Below are 19,744 nucleotides of genomic sequence, written 5' to 3' on the forward strand. Positions count from 1 at the left end.
ATTATATTGACAGAGTTTAATTATATTTATAGCCCTAATAGAAAAGGGGTTACCTACCTTAAAAGGAAACTAAAGAGCAATAAATGTATTTATTGTCGTGCTATTTGATAATCTGGTGGCGGAACAGTTGTTCTCCAGCTTTTGATAAGCGGTATACACGATTGTCATCTTGGATAATTAACTCAGTTTTCTTCAACGTTTGGATATGGAAGTTGAGCTTCGTATGATCTTCAATATCAATAAGTCGAAATATTTCCATAAATTTCAATGAACTATTTTCAGTTAAATGCTGAATGATATCTCGTCTTATTGGATTAGAAAGGGCCGAATAAACCTTATCAAGATTTAACTCGGTCGTATCTGGAAGAAGCTCTTTTTCAGCGATGCAACGTTTTACCGTCATTAATAGCTTATGACTGTTAAACGGCTTAGCAATAAAATCATTTGCACCTTTCTGCATTGCATCAACTGCAATCTCAACAGTTGCAAATGCAGTGACTAAAATAACAGACAAGTTAGGGTTGTATTGGCGTAAATTAGAAATTGATTCAGTCCCTGTTATACCAGGAAGCAGGTAATCAAGAATCGCCAATTCAAAAATATGTTCTTGGCAAAGCCGTATTGCAGGTTCTGAGCTCTCTGCTTGATAGACCGCATAGCCAGCATTTTCGAGGATCTCGACTATATTTACACGTAGCATTTCGTCATCTTCAACGACTAGAATTTTACTTGTCATTTTTTACATTTCCTTCGCCAACTTAGCAGTAATTGTTGTTCCAATATTCTTTCTACTATTAATCGTAAGCTCTCCACGATGGTCTGTCGCAATTTCAGCACAAATAGCAAGTCCAAGCCCTGTCCCTTTTCCAATGGGTTTTGTCGTAAAGAACGGTTCTAAGGCCTTTTCTTGAGTACTTATGTCCATGCCACAGCCTTGGTCTGTAACGGATAAAATTACATAGTTACAATCATTTATCATAGTTTCTTTTACATCAATCATAATCTCGGAACCTACATGTGATGCATCTATTGCATTACTCAATAAGTTGATGATGAGCTCTTCAATTTTGATTGGGTTAGTCAATAAGGTAATATATTTTTCACAGTTAACCGTTATTTTATACCCTTTAGTTTTGTGAGATAGCAGCTGTAATGCTGAAGTGATTATTCTATGGATATAAGATAGTTGAGTGCTCTCTTCACCTGAACGAGAATATATCAGTAACTCTCTACAGATAGTAGAAGCGCGATCAATACCCAACCGCGTACGTTTAACCAGTTCAACTTGTTTATCATCAGACAGTCTTTCTTCTAACATATCCAGAGATAGAGTGGAAGAGGATAGGGGGTTATTGATCTCATGGGCGACACCAGATGCTAATTGACCTATCGCTTTATATTTGTCTGAAATGTAAGCCTGCCTAAGCTGCGATGCAATAATACGTTGTTTTTCTTTATCGAATACATTTAAGGATAAATATAAAGAAATAAGCAATATGTATGCGACAATCAATTGGAGATTAAAAATTAAGTTATTGTTATCTCGTGAAATTATGCCGCTTATAACACTTAATACAATGAAAGCATAGCCAGTAACCCGAAAATAACGGCCATGCCTTTTTTTCTCCGCAATAAGTTTACGACCGTAATTTACCAGACTTAGTCCAGCGATAAGCGCTGCAGGGAAGGCAAGAATATACCGTGCATATGATTCTGTGTTATCTATAACGGCCTTGCTTAGGCCGTGAGTTGAAAAGGTGTAGATAAATATTGCGCAATAAATCAAAGTGACCGTGAAAAGAGTCAATCGCATTATTTTTTTTACTATGGGGGAATTAACAACTGTCACCATCCATGAAAATAGCATCAGGAAGAAGAAAGCAATGGTGAGTTTCGTTAGCCGCAACCATTCAATGAACGTTGATTTCGGTTCACGAATACGATCGCCGAACAAGTTAATATATAACTCCGACCATTCATAAAATGCGTAGGCAAAACCGAATGCAGCCAATGCCCATAAACTGTGTGAAATGACAAGTTTACTATGGCGGAAATTACGGAACAAAATAGTACAGCCGATTGAAAAGAAGGCGAGGCCATAAAGTAGGTAGACAAGAAAAGTGTAAAAATAGCTCATGATAGGCTTAAGTTGAAATAACCATATAGATAGTAGCGTGTTCTTGCTCTATTGATAAGTGTTCGCCATGTAGAGATATGTTGCGATTTATTACTTGAGTAGAAAATCACAGCATTGCAGTAGGTTAGGCTAAGTTGAACTCATACGAATACCCTTAGAAGTAGTATGCGACTCGATGGTATTCTGTGAGCATTTTATCGGGCCCTTTCAGCCAGCGATTGAGGAAGCTTCATCTCTATGCTGGGTTTTGCTTGTCAATTTTAACTTCAAAAAAAAGCCGCCAAAATCTTTGGCGGCAAAAGCTAGGAAACATATTTTTATTAGATGTTATCTGTTTTGGGTTATTTGATTTCTGGGTACGTTTTATAGCGTACACCCATCATTTGCTCCATGCAGTGCACTACTTGGCAGCTGTAGCCAAACTCATTGTCGTACCAGATATATAGTACGCAGCGCTTGTCTTGTGCGATGGTAGCTGCACCATCAACGACACCGGCATGACGAGAGCCAACAATATCACTCGATACGATCTCAGTGGACTGCGTGTAATCAACTTGGCCAGAAAGTGGTGAGTTAAGGGCAATACCACGCAGGTATTCATTTAGCTCATCTTTACTAACATCAGTATCTAGATTTAGGTTGGCTACAGCCATAGATACGTTTGGCGTTGGTACGCGAATAGCATTACCTGTTAGCTTGCCTGTTAGTTCTGGCAAGGCTTTAGATACCGCTTTTGCAGCACCTGTTGATGTTAATACCATGTTTAGCGATGCAGAACGGCCACGGCGTTCGCCACTGTGGAAGTTATCGATAAGGTTTTGGTCGTTAGTAAACGAGTGAACAGTTTCGATATGACCAGTTTGAATACCGTACTTATCGTTAATTGCTTTTAGTACTGGAGTAATCGCATTTGTTGTACAGCTTGCTGCTGAAATGATCGTGTCGTTTTCTTGAATAACAGCTTCGTTGACACCAAAAACGACATTCTTGATATCGCCTTTACCAGGGGCTGTCAGCAGTACTTTTGCAGCACCTTTACTACTAAGGTGCTGGCTAAGTCCTTCTGTATCACGCCACATGCCTGTGTTATCAACAACTAACGCGTTATTGATACCAAACTTAGTGTAGTCGACTTCAGCTGGACTATTGGCGTAAATCATTTGAATGTAATTACCATTAACAATAATGGCTTTACGCTCTTCATCAACGGTGATGCCACCGTTGAATTGGCCGTGTACTGAGTCACGGCGTAACAGGCTTGCACGTTTTTCTAGATCACCGTCTTTACCACCACGAACTACAATCGCTTTTAGGCGTAATGGATAACCTTGACCGCTTTTTTCGATCAGCAAACGGGCTAAGAGACGTCCGATCCGACCAAAACCATACAGTACAACATCACGTGTTTCTAAAGATTGCGTGCTGTTTAGCGATTCAAGTAATGCGGTGTGCAAGAAGTCAGAGATACCAGTCTCGTCTTCGTTGTTGATCCAGTAGCTATGGGCAAGCTGACCAACATCAATTCGACATGGTGATAGATCAAGCTTATGGATCTCTTTTATAACAGCGAGCGTTTGACCAGGAGAGAGCTCACTACCGGTGTAGCGACGAGCAACACGGTGTGATTTGATTATATCAATGATCGATGCGTTAACGATTTGACGACCAAAAATAAGGACTTCAACGCCTTTCTGGCGATAAAGTTGGCCTAGAAGTGGTGAGATTGATTCTGCATTTGTTTGGCTTGTTTGCCAGTCTAGAAGATATTTTTCTGGACTCATCTTTACTAAGGACCTTTCACGTTAGGGAAGAGGTGGGCTTTTAATTTCACGCAAGTGAAATGTAACCCAATTGTTATATTATTTTTATGGTGGTGAGTGTAACGTTTGCGTGGTTTTTATCCTAGTAAAATTAATGGCTTAAAAGTGTGATCTGATACGTTGTGAAAGAGTGATGCAGTTCAATATTTTTTACAGTGCCGATAACTAAAAGCAGTTTTTTGTCGAACTTTATTTGTCATGCTAACCAATGCTACTTATTGATAATAAATATCTTAATCGTTTTTTATTCTGCGAATTGAGCGTTCCATTATGAGTAATTACTGTCAGCTTTTTTTACACAATTGGAGATTAGCAGGCTCAGGTAATACTCTAACTTATTGATCTCTAGTCATACTCATTTTTTGGCATATTGATTGCATTAATTTCCGTACAACCAGGTAAGGAAAGGCATGGTGACAATATGAGGCAACGAATAACTATTATGGTTTTTATCGCAAGTATTTTTACCTCAGCGACACAAGCCGCAATTTTGTCAGTTACTCAGGCTAACATGTCTTCTGTCGGTGGAAGTGCGCAGCTACTTGTTACTGCACCTGTATCAGTTGAAGATGATGCACCTGAAAATGAAAATACGGCACAACAAGGGTTTAATGAGCGGCAGAATGTATTACTGACATCAGCATTGCAAACCGATGACCTGTTAATAGCTGCTGGTACCCGGGTAGATAGCCATATGATTTTTTTAAATAGCGATCGGCGTCAAAGGATCAAGCATAACAATGTTTATTGGACTTTTAGTGGGACGATCCTCGGTGTGATGTCTGATCGTCACGGAACACTTGAGGCTGCCTCTAATTATCTTGGTCATCCCGATACAATCTATCCTGGAAGTTTCAGAAACCGTGGATTAGAAGGGCGGAATTCATACGAGATTAACGATAATGTACTTACTGTTAATATGCGTGTGAGAGAGCCTGGTGACTGGATTCGAGTGATCACTGATGTTCCTGAGCCAGCAATGCTAGGGCTCTTCGGCTTGGCGCTATTAGGTTTAACAGTAAGGCGTCGCAAGCCAGTAAATGCGCCTTTAGGATTAAGGAGAAAGGGTTAAGGGGAAAGAGTTAAGGTTAAGTAATAGGCCTAAGCTTCCCTCACTAACATTGGGCTAGTGAAGGGAACTTAGGTAGCTGTGTTAACTTGCCAGCAGTAAACCTTCCTTACCTGCCAGTGTCATCGAGAGTATGCCATCTTTAACGAGCCATTCGTCACCTGTTAGCAAGTCATTTAATGCTCCATTGCTCAGGCCTAGCTGCCAAACTGGGAGTTCGATGGTTTTTGTTTTTTCGCTATTATTTAGCAGGCATATCGTGATCTCGTCGCCAAGGGTACGAGCAAATCCTAAATGTTTATGCTCGGCACATAACCACTGAATACTGCCTTCTTGTAGTGATAGTCGTGTTTTACGAAGAGCTATGAGTTGTTGAACATAATCGAAAGTATTGTGAGGCACTTCAGTTTGTTCCCATGGGAAGCAGCGACGGTTATCAGGATCTTGCCCTCCTTCAAGACTCACTTCAGTGCCATAGTAAATACACGGTGTGCCCACATAGCTAAACAGCATAAGTAGAGCAAGCTGCATCGTTTCTTTGTCGCCATTTAGCGTGGTGAGAAAGCGCATGGTGTCATGGCTATCAAGCTGGTTAAGTTGAGATAGTTGGTTTAACCAAGGGATTTTGCTCCTTGCTTCATTTAACCATTCGACAAACTCTTCAGCCTCAATTTGGCAGTTGTGGTAGGCAATGTCTTTGTTGGCAAAAAAGGCGCGCATGGGGTGAGCAAAACCGTAATAGTTCATCGCACCATCTTCTTGATCGCCCTGAAGCCAGCTTGTTGCCTCAAAAAAGTGTTCGCCGAGGACATAACAATCTGGGTTTACGCTTTTAGCGGCATGACGAAATGCTTTAACGTAATGGGCATTATTTTTCGCACCGGCACCTTCGCCTAACATATGAATTACATCAAAGCGCCAAGCATCAACATGGTAAGGTGCGCGAAGCCATGATTTGATCACCGCGTTTTCACCCGCGTAGATATAGTCTTGAACTTCTGGGTTAGAGAAGTTCAATTTAGGCAGCGTCGAGATACCGTTCCAGCCGATATAGTCATTACTGGCACCATCAAACTGGTAGTAATCTCGGTAGGGAGAATCAGGATGATTATAGGCACCTTGAACCTGATTACCGCCATTGGCATTCTTACCGTATTTATCAAACCAGTGATGATCGACAGAGGTATGGTTGTAGACAGCATCAAGCATGATCTTCATACCACGGTGGTGGAGATCTGACACCATTTCTGCAAATTGTTCATTCGTACCAAGGTGAGGATCAATATTTTGATAATCAGAGGTGTCGTACTTATGGTTGCTGGGGGCGGTGAAAATAGGGTTTAAGTACAGAGCAGTAATCCCGAGTTTTTGCAGATAATCAAACTTGGAATGAATCCCAGCTAAATCACCACCGAAGAATTCATTTGGGCCATTTTTGCCATGCTCAGAAACGGCTTCTCCCCATGCTTTCGCTAAAGTCGGGCGTTCATTGCCATTAAGGCAATATTCACCGGTTTGAACGCTGAGGCTACTATCACCGTTGCAGAAGCGGTCGGGAAATATTTGATAAAAGACTTGGCTTTTTACCCATGAAGGAGGTTGATGTTGACGATTAAATTTAAAATGGTGCTCTCGGCCTGGAACTCTCGGGCTAATACCACTGCCGTGTAACCACCATTGGCGGTTATTCTGCATCACTTTAAAGCAATAATATGAAATAGGCTTATCTAGGCTGAGTGGAAGCTGGGCATGCCAATACTGCAGTTTGCCGTTTTGCTCGCCACGTTCCATGTCGATAAGACATTCTTCGTTATCTGGTTCACAACGCACGAAAATGGCTGTAATTCGTGTTTCGGTATCACTGGCAATCGTTAACTGTAAATGGTTATCGGAGGGAGTCACCCAAAAGGCATCTTGTCCGTGGTATAGGTAAGGCACTTTCATCATTGTTTTAATAGCCATCATAGATAAGTCGGTTGCTTTAACATACTGCTTTTTAGGCTAAAGAAAATCCTCCCATGTGAAAATTTGGAGGCGTAGTCGGGGGCGTAGTGAAAACGTGTTACATCTATCAAGCTTTGAAGGGAAACACTGCCGGTTAAATTGCACAGCGGCTTGACGGTTGTGAGGCAATTTCTTTTTTACGTAGTGGCATGTTGTCAATTAATTGATGGATGTATAACCAGTTTGTCTTTTCCCCCCAACGGTGTTTTTCGAGTCCATCCTTACCTATGAGTATTGCGGTATGGCTATCACTGGTGATGTTGTATTTCGACGTTAGGTGCTGAACTTCTTCTTGGGTAAAGGCATTTTCTGGCTTGTAGAAGCCATCATGAGTAATAACAACGGTTTTTATATCACGCTCTTGCAACTGGCAATCATGCATTAAACTCTGCTTAATAAAATTATTCACATGCTGATCTTTCTCTGGTGCAAAGTAGAGGATGCTTCGATGATTCCAATGGATAGAACCTGTTGGATAGGCAGTAGTGTGGAAGTGTATAAACAAGAACAGCAGAGTAGCCAATCGTATTAACCAAATTTTCATCGTTATTCTCTCTACTTGTGATCAGTGAGAAAGGCTTAACTTACCGATTGCCACGCTGTGGCGATGTGTAAATTAGACCATGCAGAGAGATAATTCATACTGCATGGCTGCCAATAATTAACGACTTTCTTGTCAAATTGGATCAAGTGGATCTGTGTTTTAGGTATGCTATTTGAACTTATTATTCGTAATAGAAGTATAGGGTATTGAGGCACCTTCAACATCAACCATTTATGTAGCCACAGTGACAATGTATAAATGATTGGTGTTGAAGTCAGAAAGAGGGTTAAGACACCGTATATTTTTTGAGGTGCGCTTCAACATAGTCGATAAACACGCGAAGTCGCGCAGGCATAAATTTCGTTTGCGCAAACTGGAGTGCGATATCGCCTTGGTAGTTCCCTTTTATCGTCCAATCGTTAAGTACTTGCTGGACAGAACCATCAACTAACGCTTGCTTGATCACAAAATCAGGAAAAATACCGATACCGAGATCATCCGTAACTCCTCTTAAACGCATCTGAGAGTGGTTTACGGCATAGCGACCTTTAACGGCAACCGTGTGAGATTCATCACCTTTCACGAAGTCCCAAATATGATCAGTGGTGGTCTCACCTAGATATAAACAATCATGATTTAGCAGATCAGTTGGATGAGTTGGTGTCCCTCTCAAAGCAAGGTAATTAGGGCTGGCACATAGGCTTAAACTGACCTTACCCATCTGCTTTAATACTTGTCCTTCAATCGGCTTTTCGGTTAAGCGAAAGACAACATCAATGCCATCAGAAATGAGATCTATCTCGCCATCAGACGCTTTTAGCTTTAGCTCTATATCCGGGTAATGGTCGAGAAAAGGCTTCACAAGTGGTTGAAGTACAATACTTAAAAATGCTTTTGGTGCGGCAACGGTTAACGAACCTGACGGTGTTTCATGTTCTGAACTTGTAAACTCGACGGCTTGTTTTGTAGCTTCGAGTAAGGTTGTACATTGATTGTATATACCTTTTCCTGACTGCGTTATCACTAGCTTTCGAGTGGTGCGTTCAAGCAGCTTGGCAGACAAGGTTTTCTCAAGTTTTGACAGCTGCTTGCTAAGCGCTGAAGGGGTCACCCCCAGCTTTTTGGCAGCGGCGGTAAAGCTGCCTTCGTCGACCACAACTTTGAATGTGGCTAGCTCCGGCATAAGGGCAATTAGTTTATTTGTGTCCATAATTCAACAGTCCTTTTCCAAGAGAGGGGATAATAGTCTGAATTGCCTTGGATTAGAATGGCTAAAGTTCAAAGAACCTGTGAAATGAACATTTTTTTCAGGCAAATAACCTAATATTTTATATGGAATATTGCCTAGTGGAGCGTTAACGCATTCACTAAAAATAATATTGAGAGGAACATCATGTCTGCCGCATTTTATGATCAAATCAATCAGCAAATAGAAGAAGTAAAAGCTGAAGGTCTTTACAAGTCTGAACGTATTATCACTTCTGCTCAGAAAGCAGCGGTATCAATCAATACTGGCGAAGAAGTACTTAACTTCTGTGCCAATAACTACCTAGGCTTAGCAAACCACCCTGCACTTATCGAAGCTGCGAAAGGCGGTATGGATGAGCACGGTTTTGGTATGGCTTCTGTACGCTTCATCTGTGGTACGCAAGATTCACACAAAGAACTAGAGCAAAAGCTTTCTACGTTCCTTGGTAAAGAAGATACGATCCTTTACACATCTTGTTTCGATGCAAATACAGGCTTGTTCGAAACTATTCTTGGTAAAGAAGATGCGATCATCTCTGATGCACTAAACCATGCTTCAATCATTGATGGTGTTCGTCTTTGTAAAGCAATGCGCTTCCGTTACTCAAACAACAACATGGAAGAGCTAGAGCAACAACTAATCGCAGCGAAAGAAGCGGGTGCTCGCCATACGCTAGTCGTAACTGACGGTGTGTTCTCAATGGACGGTGTGGTTGCAAACCTTCCTGCTATCTGTGACCTTGCTGATAAGTACGGCGCACTGGTAATGGTTGATGACTCTCACGCTGTGGGTTTCATGGGTGAAAACGGTGCGGGTACACATGAACACCATAATGTTATCGACCGTATCGATATTATTACCGGTACGCTAGGTAAAGCGATGGGTGGCGCGTCAGGCGGTTATACTTCTGGTAAGAAAGAAGTCATTGACTGGTTACGTCAGCGTTCTCGTCCGTACCTATTCTCTAACTCTGTTGCCCCTGCAATCGTATCAGCGTCTATTCGCGTACTTGATCTACTTGCTGAATCTGGCGATTTACGTACTCACCTATGGGACAACGCAGCACATTTCCGTACACGTATGGAAGCTGCTGGTTTTACAATGGGTGGTGCAGATCATGCAATCATTCCAATTATGCTGGGTGATGCAAAAGTGGCTGCAGAATTCGCAGAACGTGCACTTGCGAAAGGTATCTACGTAGTAGGTTTCTCTTTCCCTGTTGTACCTAAAGGCCAAGCACGTATCCGTACTCAAATGTCTGCAGCACACTCACGTGAACAACTAGATAAAGCGATTGATGCGTTTATCGAAGTGGGTAAAGACATGGCAATTATCTAAGCTTGCTTAGTTAATACCAAATTAAATTCTAAGGGCTGCAGGTTGACTTTTAATCCAATAACAACCTGCGGAACATTACCCTGTAGTAGGAATAACATAATGAAAATTAAAGCACTTGCTAAGTTAAAGCCTGAAGAAGGCATCTGGATGACTGAAGTCGCAAAACCAGAGCTTGGTCATAACGATCTACTAATTCGTATTAAGAAGACTGCTATTTGTGGTACCGACGTTCATATCTACAACTGGGATGAATGGTCACAAAAGACAATTCCTGTTCCTATGGTAGTTGGTCACGAGTATGTAGGTGAAGTTGTTGGTATTGGCCAAGAAGTTCGCGGCTTTGAACTTGGCGATCGTGTATCTGGTGAAGGTCACATCACTTGTGGCCATTGTCGTAACTGTCGTGGTGGTCGTACACACCTTTGTCGTAATACGACGGGTGTTGGTGTAAACCGCGAAGGTGCATTTGCTGAGTACTTAGTTATTCCTGCATTCAATGCATTTAAGATCCCTGAAGGTATCTCAGATGATCTAGCGTCTATTTTTGACCCGTTTGGTAACGCTGTTCACACTGCTTTGTCTTTTGACCTTGTTGGTGAAGATGTATTGATTACGGGCGCTGGCCCAATCGGCATCATGGCTGCTGCTGTTGCGAAACATGTTGGCGCACGCCATGTAGTTATTACTGACGTTAACGAATACCGTCTAAAGCTTGCGCGTGAAATGGGCGTGACTCGTGCAGTGAATGTTGCAGAAGAAAAGCTTGAAGACGTAATGTCTGAACTTGGCATGACTGAAGGCTTCGATGTTGGTCTTGAGATGTCTGGTAACCCATCAGCGTTCAACAGCATGCTAACAGGCATGAACCACGGTGGTAAGATTGCTCTACTGGGTATTCCACCATCAGATATGGGTATCGACTGGAACCAAGTGATCTTCAAAGGCTTGGTGATCAAAGGTATCTACGGTCGTGAAATGTTTGAAACTTGGTACAAAATGGCAAGTTTGATTCAGTCTGGCTTGGATCTAACGCCAATCATTACGCACCACTACAAGATTGATGACTTCCAAGAAGGCTTCGATGTGATGCGCTCTGGTATGTCAGGAAAAGTTATCCTAGATTGGGAATAATCCAATAAAGGGTTTCAATCTAAGGCTTATAGCAATATGAATGATTAAGCGGGCAATTAAGTCCGCTTTTTTTATGCTGTTTCGTGTGTCTTTGCCTGAGCTGGCAAATAAGAAATACCAAAGTGAGATTTTAATTGCTGGAGGTCCTCTTTGAACAAGGCATTTATGCGGGCTCGTTCGTTAGCATCAAGTTTGGGGATTTCATTAGCAAGGCGCTTTTTTATTTGCTTTTTTAGTGCTAGAGGTAAGAGTCTATCTATATTTTTCGTGATAGGGTTACTGATTAAAAAACTGCCGAAATTGCTATAAACTTGACCTTTGTTTGCATGTGTCTTGGGGAGCTCTATCGTTCTTGATATACCAATAAAGTCCTCGCAGTGGTTTAGGACGGCTAGTTGGTTGATAATATAATCTTCAAACTTTAATACTAGAATATTTTGCTTATCGAAGTGCTGAAGATACTTGTCGATTTGTGCATAATAACGGCTAATTTCAAGATAAAAAATATCTTCCTCAATAGCTTGTTGAAAGCAACGTTTTTCTCTTCCATATTTCACATTATGCCAATAATGCGAATAGGTTCTCATGGCTGGTTCACGAACGATGTAGATGATTTTTGCATTTTTATGTGCTTGCCTTATTTTTTGAGGTGTATTGAGTAGTTGCTCTCGATTATCTAAATAACGAAGGGACTCTTTGCTCAAAGGACACATTGAATAACTTGTTGATGCATCGACTAAAATCTTATCTTGCTCTGAAAAGCAGCGTTTATACCATTTGTCACCTTTATTTAAATGTCTAGTGAAATACTCAGGCTCTTTAGGTGAGGATAAACAAATATCGTGATGATTATCGAGCTGTTTAGCGAGCGAAGTTGTTCCGGATTTCTGAGAACCAATAATAAATATAGGACCACTGTTATCCATGCAAATTCCCTTTCAATAAGCGTTAATTGTAATAAGTATGGTACAGGAGAACCTAAGTTCAAGTGATATAGCTCACTCAGTAAGGTCAAAATCAAAATACAAACGCAACATATAACTTACTCAAAAAGGGGGGTAGGGATAAGCATCGTGTTATCGGCCTTTAGATAAAACGTATTTATCTGATCATAGCTAATACAGGAATAGCATTCCGCGTTGTTTATGTTGTTTGATATACTACTAAGTACACTCGAGTTCAGGCTGAAAATTTAGAAGTGATGTAAGTCACGAATTCTGTTATAATTCACAAAATTTCGAGAAAAAGTCGCTGATTAAAGCGGCTTTTTTAATGCTTGATAAAACACCATTATTGGAACAGTACATTGATTTCAACAGCTAATATCACAATGCAGTTCGGCGATAAGCCATTGTTCGAAAACATCTCAGTTAAACTTGGTGGTGGCAACCGCTACGGCCTTATCGGTGCGAACGGCTGTGGTAAGTCAACGTTCATGAAAATTCTTGGCGGCGAATTAGAGCAATCAGGCGGTACTGTTTCTCTTGATCCTAACGAGCGTATGGCTAAGTTGGGCCAGGATCAGTTCGCATACGAAGAATACTCTGTGGTTGATACCGTTATTATGGGCCACAAAGAACTTTGGAAAGTAAAAGAAGAGCGTGATCGCATTTACGCACTACCTGAAATGTCAGATGAAGACGGCATGCGTGTTGGCGACCTAGAAACAGAGTTCGCTGAAATGGATGGCTACTCAGCTGAAGCTCGTGCGGGTGAACTTCTACTTGGTTTGGGTATTGCTGAAGACCAGCACTTTGGCTTAATGAGCGCTGTCGCTCCTGGTCTGAAAGTACGTGTACTACTTGCACAAGTACTATTTGCTGACCCAGATATCATGCTACTTGATGAACCAACGAACAACTTGGACATCCACACAATTAGTTGGTTGGAAGAGATTCTATTGGCGCGTAACTGCACTATGATCATCATTTCGCACGACCGTCACTTCCTAAACAGTGTATGTACACACATGGCTGACCTTGATTACGGTGAACTTCGCCTATTCTCTGGTAACTATGATGAATACATGATGGCAGCTGAGCAAGCACGTGAGCGTCTACATGCTGACAATGCGAAGAAAAAAGCACAGATGGCTGAACTACAAACGTTCGTAAGCCGTTTCTCTGCTAACGCATCTAAAGCGAAGCAGGCGACATCTCGCCAGAAGCAGCTTGATAAAATTCAGCTAGATGAAGTTAAAGCATCTAGCCGTCAGACACCGTTTATTCGCTTTGATCAGGAAAAAGAGCTTTTCCGTAACGCGCTAGAAGTTGAAGGCTTGAAGCAAGGCTACGACGACAACATTCTGATCAATGACGTGAAGTTACTAGTGGAAGTGGGCGAGCGTATCGCGATTATCGGTGAAAATGGTATCGGTAAATCAACATTGCTAAACACGCTAGCTGGCGCAATGGAACCAATGGATGGCCTGATTAAGTGGTCTGAAAACAACAACATTGGCTTCTACGCTCAGGATCACAGTGCGGATTTTGAAGAAGATATGACCCTTCTTGACTGGATGGGTCAGTGGAAAAAAGATGGCGACGACGAGCAAACAGTTCGTGGTATTCTTGGTCGTATGCTGTTCTCACAAAATGACATTAAGAAATCGGTAAAAGTGATTTCTGGTGGTGAGCAAGGTCGTATGCTGTTTGGTAAGCTAATCATGCAAAGACCAAACATCCTACTGATGGATGAACCAACTAACCACATGGACATGGAATCTATCGAAGCATTGAACCTTGCACTTGAAAACTTCAAGGGTACGCTTATGTTCGTTTCTCATGACCGCCAGTTTGTTTCTTCGGTTGCAACGCGTATTCTAGAAATTACCAAAGATGGTATTGAAGACTTCCACGGTACTTACGAAGAGTACCTAGCGAAGAAAGGCCTTATCGGTTAATCTTCCATTTAGTGAATACTGAAAAAAGCCGCCGAATGGCGGCTTTTTGTTATTTAGAAAAATGACGCTTATAAGCGGTTCATATTCAGGAATAATAAGGAAAGAGAATGAAAATTTGGGTGGATGCTGATGCTTGTCCCAACGTAGTCAAAGAAATTTTGTTTCGTGCCGCTAACCGTGTCGGTGTTGCTGTAACCTTGGTTGCAAACCAATTTATTCGCGTCCCACCATCACCGCATATCAATTCTATTCAGGTAGAGGCGGGTTTTGATGTTGCTGACAATTATATCGTGCAGCATGCTGAAGCGGGTGACTTAGTGATAACTGGCGATATTCCACTAGCCGATGAAATTATCACAAAAGGCGCGCATGCATTGAATCCCCGTGGTGAAATGTATACTAAAGATACGATTAAGCAGCGATTACAGATGCGTGATTTTATGGAAACCATGCGTAGTTCAGGCGTGCAAACAGGTGGTCCAGCACCGCTCAATCAGGCCGATCGCCAAAACTTTGCTAATAAGCTTGATAGCTTTTTGGTTAAGCATCATAAATAAAACTAATAAGGCTGACGATTATCGTCAGCCTTATTGTTATGTAAATCTATAGTTAACTTCCACTATATGCGCACCTTCAATTAAGCCACCAAGATTGAGAGCGATAACGGAAGGACACATACCAACTTTAGACATAAAACAGTTAAAATTACTGATTAATCAAGTTGTTCACTTTTCTTGTTTCTTATCATCTTCCGTGCTTTTTTCTGACGTATTTTGTTCGCTTTCTTCTGCGTTGACGTCATGTGCCTCTTGTTCTTTTTTGGCTTTCTCTTCATCTAATATCGCTTTAGGTGTCGATTTTTCTTTTTTGTTAAGGCGATAGGCTATTGCAAGGCCAAATGATGAAGTTTCATCGGTTAGAAGTGCTTCGAGTGCTTTGCTATCAACAGTGCTGAGCTTACCCATTTCGGCAGCTGTACGTTTTGATTTACCGACAACTTCATCATCGGGTGTATCAACAATGATGGTTGCCGCTTCAGTGATCGCTGTTGCATACTCATCAGGGTCATTCAAATCATACTCTGATACTTTCATCTTTTTTCGCAGTAATAATGCCCAGTTCAAGGCTAGGTAGGGTATTGATGCCTTGGTATTTTCTTTTCCATCTGGCTGAGGCTCCAGGTAGCTAATACCCAGTAAGAAGTTGGCCAATGAGAGGTACTTATCATGCTTTAGTTGTTTTCTACCGATATATTCAGGTAAGTCATCGGGCTTAATTTTCTTACCTTTTTCATTAACTAACCAGACCTCATTATCGTTGATCATTTCTGGCCAAAAATCGTCACCAGAGCTGATAAGGTTATGACTGACCTTCACTGTAATTGGTACGCTAGTCCCGCCATTGGGCATATCCCAGAACGTAGAGAGAATAGTTTGATTCGTGGTTAAGTAAAGAATGCCATCTTTAGGCGCAATCACAACAGTGCTCAGAGCATCGATGTCCGTGCCGAGTTTGTTTGTGCAAGTATAGGACTCGGGCTGAGTTGGGGAGGAGGCCTCATCCCAGTGTTTAATGCCTTTGGCACCATTTAGGCGACAAAGATCATCAAACATATTTTTCAGTTCGATTTTATAGTTTTGCAAGTTTGCATTTTCAGCATCATGGTCAAGTATTGCCTGCGTGGGCAAAAGTTGATCTAAGCTCACTGTGACTATGTCACCATTATCAAGTTCGCTATAGCTTACTGTTTCAGCAAAAGAAGACGAAACGACAAAAGAGGAAAGTAAACAGAGCGAAGAAGACAAAAGAGCATGCCAGCGTTGCATATAATCTAACCCCATAGAAAAGATGACCAATGATAGTCTAGCAAAGTGGGGTATTGAGTGGGTGTGTTAGATGTAATAAAGCAGCAAGCTTAACTTACTGCTTTGTTGTTCTATAAAAAGAATTGGCTAGATACCAAGTTCGTCAAGCAAATCAAAGTCAACGGTTTGTGCTGAACTCGTCTTTTCTGTTTTATTTTGCTGTGCTGAAGCGATGATACTATCTGGGTCAACCTCTTCGTGCTGTTCAAACTCTTCAAGTTGAATAAATTCAGTCTTATCCATAGCGAGCTCTAAATAGAAGATATTGTTTTTGGCTGTCGTGAAGCTAACTCTACGTGCTTGTGGACGATCAAGATTCGTATCAACAGAAAGAAGGATTTGCTTATTAAGCGCTAACATTTTAGGTTGGTTCTGACTAATGGAAACTTGCAACTCTCTGCGAATTTTACTGGTGAAATCACCTACGACTTGGTTCATTAGCTCACCGAGCACATCAGCAACTTCATCAGAAGAATGGTGTATCGCAAGTTCATTCTCTGACATACCCATTTTCAGCATATAGTCTTGATACAATTCAAGTGCGGCTTGATGAGAAAAGTTAGTTACAACCAGGCCAGTAAATCCACCATCAAAAAGAACAAAGCAACCGATATCCGGCTTTAAGCTTGTTTTGTTGATTTTCTGTACCATCGCCGAGTAATTCACGGGGCTATCTGTTGCCGTTGAAAGTACAGATGAAAATGATTGGCAGAGCTTAAGGAGAATATCGTCAGTCGTTATGATTTTTGTTTTTTTCATGGTGTTCTTTAGTCGTGTTTATATGCTCGCAGTGTGTCATTAAATGCGAAAAAATGCACAGTGATTACGTTATGAGTTGATATAGCTCACTATTTTTATTCAGTGGTACTCAGTTTCACACTGTGCAGGTTTTAAATCTGGTGACTTTAGCTTGCGTAGCGTTGCTCAAGATAAGCAATGATATCGTTAGATTCATACATCCACGTAATATCACCAGATTCTTCTTCAATGCGTAGGCAAGGGACTTTACGCTTACCACCGCCGGCTACAAGTGCCTGCTCATGAACAGATTGCTTTGCATCAATCGTGTCTAAAGGAAGATTTAAACGCTTCGCTGCGCGGCGAACTTTAACGCAAAAAGGGCACGCATCGAACTGATAAAGTTTGATGTTACGTAATGATTGCTCAACCTGGTGTTGTTCATCGGTACTACGTTGAAGTGCTTTTGGTGAAAAAACAGCGTTTAGTAGCAAAATTGCCCGACCAAGAACCCAACGAATCACTTTCATAACTTACTTCCTTATGATTAAAATAGTATTTACTCAGTAATGATAACGATTAGTGTTGTGAGTTAAAACCATAATTATTGTGCGTGTAATAGATCGAACATTCCCTCTCGGAATGATATTTAAATGACCCTAAAGTGTTTTTCATCAATAAATGTAAATATTAAAAGTAATATGAATTGGAAAAACGCTTTAAGAAAATGTATGTAAATAAAGGAGGCAAACATAGGAAAAGACGATCGACGTCACTCCATTGTGATTAATATAACAGTTTTGATTATGATTACAGATTAAATTTATTACTATTAACCATTCTATTTCATGGCCGAAAAGGCATTGCGACTGTGCATAAAATTAGAAACATCCTTATTTGTGATGACTCGCCTGTTGTACACAAAACCATGTACAAATACCTTTCACATTATGCTGAATTGACATTGCATTTTGCGGAAGATGGGAAGCAAGCTATTGAGTGTATTGTAAATATAAATGTGGATGTTTTATTTTTAGATCTAACTATGCCAATTATGGATGGCTTTGAAGTATTACAGCATTTACCTATTAACAAATATCAAACAAAAGTTATTGTACTTTCTGCCGATGTACAAAAAGAAGCGATTGAACGGTGTCTTGATTTAGGTGCAAGTGCATTTTTGGCAAAACCATTTAATCAAGCACAATTGGCTACGTCACTCTCGAATATTGGTGTGAGCTTGTCAGTCCCTGAAACATCGAGTCAACGACCAAAGTTGGGGCAAGATCCAGTTGTTAAACATACAAATGACATTAATTACCTTTCTCAATTTAAAGAAGTCGCAAATGTTGCGTTAGGTCGAGGTGCGGCAATAATATCCGATCATTTTGGTGACTTTATTAAGATGCCTTTACCTAATGTGGCGATGCTTAGTGCTGGTGAACTCGTTATGACGATTAACGATATTAAGCAACAGACAGAAACAGTTGCTATCGCTCAGCGGTTTGTTGGTGGTGGGATCCACGGCGAAGCTTTAATTTGTTTAGAAGGAAAAGATGTCGATAAATTTGGTAAGCGCTTAGGATTTAGCCAAGTGAATGAACATAAACATGAGGTTGTCATTGATATTGCAAATTTAATGGTATCTTCATTTTTAGTTTCATTATCAGAGCAAATGAATATACCTTTTTCAGTGCGTCAACCTATTGTTCTCGAAGAATATATGGCATGGGGTGATATTAATTGCAATAAAAGTGAATATTTTACGGTGGAGTATCGTTATCAAGCTGAAACATTAGATGTTATTTGCGAAGTGTTATTTATGATGGATCAAGGTTCAACGAAAGTGATTAAGCGAATTATGGAGACATTACATTAATGAATAACCCTATCACGCTATCTGATTTTCATTTAACTATGCAGGTTATAGATAATATTGACGCTGGAGTTGTTATTCTTGACCATGAGTATTCAGTGCTTGCTTGGAATACCTTCATGCAAGCATACAGCGGTGTTAGTGCAGACCAAATAATGGGTAAGAATTTATTTGATGTAATTGAACATTTACCGATTGATTGGCTAAAAAACAAAATTGCTTCTGCATTCAAGCTACGTACTCGTTCTTTTAGCTGTTGGGAGGATAGAGCAAGTATTTTTAACTTTACTAACTTTAGCCCAATAACAGGAGGGGAGTCGGTGATGTATCAAAATATGACGCTGACACCTCTGAAATCACTAAATGGCGATTACTCACATATGTGCTTAACGGTAACCGATGTGTCTGATATTGCCAAAAGTAAGATGCACCTTCGCGAATCTAATGAACAGCTAACACATTTAAGTATGACCGACCGCTTAACGCAGTTATTTAACCGTGGACATTGGGAGACGTGTTTAGACAAAGAGTTTCAATCCTGTCAGCAATGTCGGGAGCCATCGACGCTCGTTATGTTTGATATCGACCATTTCAAAAAAGTGAATGATACTTTTGGCCATGTTGCTGGTGATGGTGTAATTAGAAACATTTCAAATTTGTTACGACGCACCAAGCGCCAAGGTGATATCGCAGGTCGTTATGGTGGTGAAGAATTTGGTATTATCTTACCGGCAACCTCGGCAGAGCTGGCATTGTATTTTACAGAGCGGCTACGGACGCGCATTGAAGCGTCATCAGTCGTTGCTGATATCAGAGACATTCAGGTCACCATTAGCCTAGGGATATGTGAATGGTCACCTTGTATCGAAAATTATGAACAATGGCTTGAGTGTGCAGATACGGCACTCTATCAATCGAAACAAAACGGACGAAATCAATCAACTGTGTTTACGCACACAAGTACAGGAAACAATCAATCAGTGGCTGGGTAGTGTGAGACTGCTAGGATTACTGAAAATTTAATATTGATATTGTTGTAATTATTATCGGAGTTTTTAAAATAGAATGAGG

Annotated in this window: 17 protein-coding genes; 7 read left to right on the forward strand and 10 right to left on the reverse strand. The window is 40.9% G+C overall.

Annotation, left to right across the window (positions count from 1 at the left end; translation table 11 throughout):
• Positions 1–100: 100 nt before the first annotated feature.
• The 3 genes from L4D09_RS26915 to L4D09_RS26925 form a co-directional block, all read right to left on the reverse strand.
• On the reverse strand, positions 101–736 hold the full coding sequence (locus tag L4D09_RS26915; protein ID WP_428460614.1) for a response regulator: 636 nt from the start codon (positions 734–736) through the stop codon (positions 101–103).
• A 3-nt stretch (positions 737–739) separates the two neighbouring features.
• Positions 740–2,137: a sensor histidine kinase gene (locus tag L4D09_RS26920; protein ID WP_428460615.1), complete on the reverse strand. Its 1,398-nt coding sequence runs from the start codon at positions 2,135–2,137 to the stop codon at positions 740–742.
• Between the two features lie 341 nt (positions 2,138–2,478).
• Positions 2,479–3,918 carry a glyceraldehyde-3-phosphate dehydrogenase gene (locus L4D09_RS26925; protein ID WP_428460616.1) on the reverse strand — a complete coding sequence of 480 codons (1,440 nt, stop codon included), beginning with the start codon at positions 3,916–3,918 and terminating at the stop codon, positions 2,479–2,481.
• A gap of 460 nt (positions 3,919–4,378) precedes the next feature.
• Between L4D09_RS26925 and L4D09_RS26930 the strand changes: the two genes are divergently transcribed.
• Positions 4,379–5,029, forward strand: a complete 651-nt coding sequence (locus L4D09_RS26930; RefSeq protein WP_428460617.1) for a PEP-CTERM sorting domain-containing protein — start codon at positions 4,379–4,381, stop codon at positions 5,027–5,029.
• Positions 5,030–5,110: 81 nt separating this feature from the next.
• Here L4D09_RS26930 and malZ read toward each other — a convergent pair whose 3' ends face one another.
• The 3 genes from malZ to L4D09_RS26945 form a co-directional block, all read right to left on the reverse strand.
• Complete coding sequence (gene malZ / locus L4D09_RS26935) at positions 5,111–6,970, reverse strand: maltodextrin glucosidase (protein ID WP_428460630.1); 1,860 nt, start codon at positions 6,968–6,970, stop codon at positions 5,111–5,113.
• 154 nt (positions 6,971–7,124) lie between these two features.
• Positions 7,125–7,574, reverse strand: coding sequence for a DUF4174 domain-containing protein (locus L4D09_RS26940; RefSeq protein ID WP_428460618.1), 450 nt, complete (start codon positions 7,572–7,574; stop codon positions 7,125–7,127).
• A gap of 286 nt (positions 7,575–7,860) precedes the next feature.
• Entirely contained in the window at positions 7,861–8,784 is a 924-nt protein-coding gene (locus L4D09_RS26945; RefSeq protein ID WP_428460619.1) for a LysR family transcriptional regulator, read from the reverse strand.
• A 183-nt stretch (positions 8,785–8,967) separates the two neighbouring features.
• On the opposite strand from L4D09_RS26945, the gene L4D09_RS26950 reads away from it, so the two are divergent.
• Positions 8,968–10,161, forward strand: coding sequence for a glycine C-acetyltransferase (locus L4D09_RS26950; protein WP_428460620.1), 1,194 nt, complete (start codon positions 8,968–8,970; stop codon positions 10,159–10,161).
• 99 nt (positions 10,162–10,260) lie between these two features.
• On the forward strand, positions 10,261–11,292 hold the full coding sequence (gene tdh, locus L4D09_RS26955) for an L-threonine 3-dehydrogenase (protein WP_428460621.1): 1,032 nt from the start codon (positions 10,261–10,263) through the stop codon (positions 11,290–11,292).
• 71 nt (positions 11,293–11,363) lie between these two features.
• On the opposite strand, the gene L4D09_RS26960 is transcribed toward tdh, so the two are convergent.
• Positions 11,364–12,218 carry a sulfotransferase family protein gene (locus L4D09_RS26960; RefSeq protein WP_428460622.1) on the reverse strand — a complete coding sequence of 285 codons (855 nt, stop codon included), beginning with the start codon at positions 12,216–12,218 and terminating at the stop codon, positions 11,364–11,366.
• 380 nt (positions 12,219–12,598) lie between these two features.
• Here L4D09_RS26960 and L4D09_RS26965 point away from each other — a divergent pair, with 380 nt between their 5' ends.
• Positions 12,599–14,194 (forward strand): ABC-F family ATPase, encoded by a 1,596-nt coding sequence (locus L4D09_RS26965; protein WP_428460623.1) that lies wholly within the window; start codon positions 12,599–12,601, stop codon positions 14,192–14,194.
• A 107-nt stretch (positions 14,195–14,301) separates the two neighbouring features.
• The gene (locus tag L4D09_RS26970; RefSeq protein WP_428460624.1) at positions 14,302–14,751 is read left to right on the forward strand and encodes a YaiI/YqxD family protein; all 450 of its coding nucleotides are present in this window, start codon (positions 14,302–14,304) and stop codon (positions 14,749–14,751) included.
• Between the two features lie 168 nt (positions 14,752–14,919).
• On the opposite strand, the gene L4D09_RS26975 is transcribed toward L4D09_RS26970, so the two are convergent.
• The 3 genes from L4D09_RS26975 to L4D09_RS26985 all read right to left on the reverse strand — a co-directional run bounded on the left by L4D09_RS26975 (position 14,920) and on the right by L4D09_RS26985 (position 17,327).
• Positions 14,920–16,020, reverse strand: a complete 1,101-nt coding sequence (locus tag L4D09_RS26975; RefSeq protein ID WP_428460625.1) for a ParB/Srx family N-terminal domain-containing protein — start codon at positions 16,018–16,020, stop codon at positions 14,920–14,922.
• Between the two features lie 126 nt (positions 16,021–16,146).
• A complete protein-coding gene (locus tag L4D09_RS26980; protein WP_428460626.1) occupies positions 16,147–16,818 on the reverse strand; it encodes a DUF3334 family protein in 672 nt (223 codons plus the stop codon).
• A gap of 146 nt (positions 16,819–16,964) precedes the next feature.
• Positions 16,965–17,327: a glutathione S-transferase N-terminal domain-containing protein gene (locus tag L4D09_RS26985; protein ID WP_428460627.1), complete on the reverse strand. Its 363-nt coding sequence runs from the start codon at positions 17,325–17,327 to the stop codon at positions 16,965–16,967.
• A gap of 341 nt (positions 17,328–17,668) precedes the next feature.
• On the opposite strand from L4D09_RS26985, the gene L4D09_RS26990 reads away from it, so the two are divergent.
• The gene (locus L4D09_RS26990; RefSeq protein WP_428460628.1) at positions 17,669–18,676 is read left to right on the forward strand and encodes a response regulator; all 1,008 of its coding nucleotides are present in this window, start codon (positions 17,669–17,671) and stop codon (positions 18,674–18,676) included.
• Positions 18,676–19,665, forward strand: coding sequence for a GGDEF domain-containing protein (locus L4D09_RS26995; RefSeq protein WP_428460629.1), 990 nt, complete (start codon positions 18,676–18,678; stop codon positions 19,663–19,665). The genes L4D09_RS26990 and L4D09_RS26995 overlap by 1 nt, the downstream gene beginning before the upstream one ends.
• The last annotated feature ends 79 nt before the right edge of the window (positions 19,666–19,744 follow it).

This window comes from Photobacterium makurazakiensis (assembly GCF_050336715.1).
In the GTDB taxonomy this organism is placed as follows: domain Bacteria; phylum Pseudomonadota; class Gammaproteobacteria; order Enterobacterales; family Vibrionaceae; genus Photobacterium; species Photobacterium makurazakiensis.

Coding starts and splice junctions, on each gene's coding strand:
- L4D09_RS26985 (WP_428460627.1), bottom strand. CDS start 17,327: ATGAAAGTGATTCGTTGGGTTCTTGGTCGGGCAATTTTGCTACTAAAC.
- L4D09_RS26950 (WP_428460620.1), top strand. CDS start 8,968: ATGTCTGCCGCATTTTATGATCAAATCAATCAGCAAATAGAAGAAGTA.
- L4D09_RS26930 (WP_428460617.1), top strand. CDS start 4,379: ATGAGGCAACGAATAACTATTATGGTTTTTATCGCAAGTATTTTTACC.
- L4D09_RS26945 (WP_428460619.1), bottom strand. CDS start 8,784: ATGGACACAAATAAACTAATTGCCCTTATGCCGGAGCTAGCCACATTC.
- L4D09_RS26920 (WP_428460615.1), bottom strand. CDS start 2,137: ATGAGCTATTTTTACACTTTTCTTGTCTACCTACTTTATGGCCTCGCC.
- L4D09_RS26980 (WP_428460626.1), bottom strand. CDS start 16,818: ATGAAAAAAACAAAAATCATAACGACTGACGATATTCTCCTTAAGCTC.
- L4D09_RS26925 (WP_428460616.1), bottom strand. CDS start 3,918: ATGAGTCCAGAAAAATATCTTCTAGACTGGCAAACAAGCCAAACAAAT.
- L4D09_RS26995 (WP_428460629.1), top strand. CDS start 18,676: ATGAATAACCCTATCACGCTATCTGATTTTCATTTAACTATGCAGGTT.
- L4D09_RS26970 (WP_428460624.1), top strand. CDS start 14,302: ATGAAAATTTGGGTGGATGCTGATGCTTGTCCCAACGTAGTCAAAGAA.
- tdh (WP_428460621.1), top strand. CDS start 10,261: ATGAAAATTAAAGCACTTGCTAAGTTAAAGCCTGAAGAAGGCATCTGG.
- malZ (WP_428460630.1), bottom strand. CDS start 6,970: ATGAAAGTGCCTTACCTATACCACGGACAAGATGCCTTTTGGGTGACT.
- L4D09_RS26915 (WP_428460614.1), bottom strand. CDS start 736: ATGACAAGTAAAATTCTAGTCGTTGAAGATGACGAAATGCTACGTGTA.
- L4D09_RS26960 (WP_428460622.1), bottom strand. CDS start 12,218: ATGGATAACAGTGGTCCTATATTTATTATTGGTTCTCAGAAATCCGGA.
- L4D09_RS26940 (WP_428460618.1), bottom strand. CDS start 7,574: ATGAAAATTTGGTTAATACGATTGGCTACTCTGCTGTTCTTGTTTATA.
- L4D09_RS26975 (WP_428460625.1), bottom strand. CDS start 16,020: ATGCAACGCTGGCATGCTCTTTTGTCTTCTTCGCTCTGTTTACTTTCC.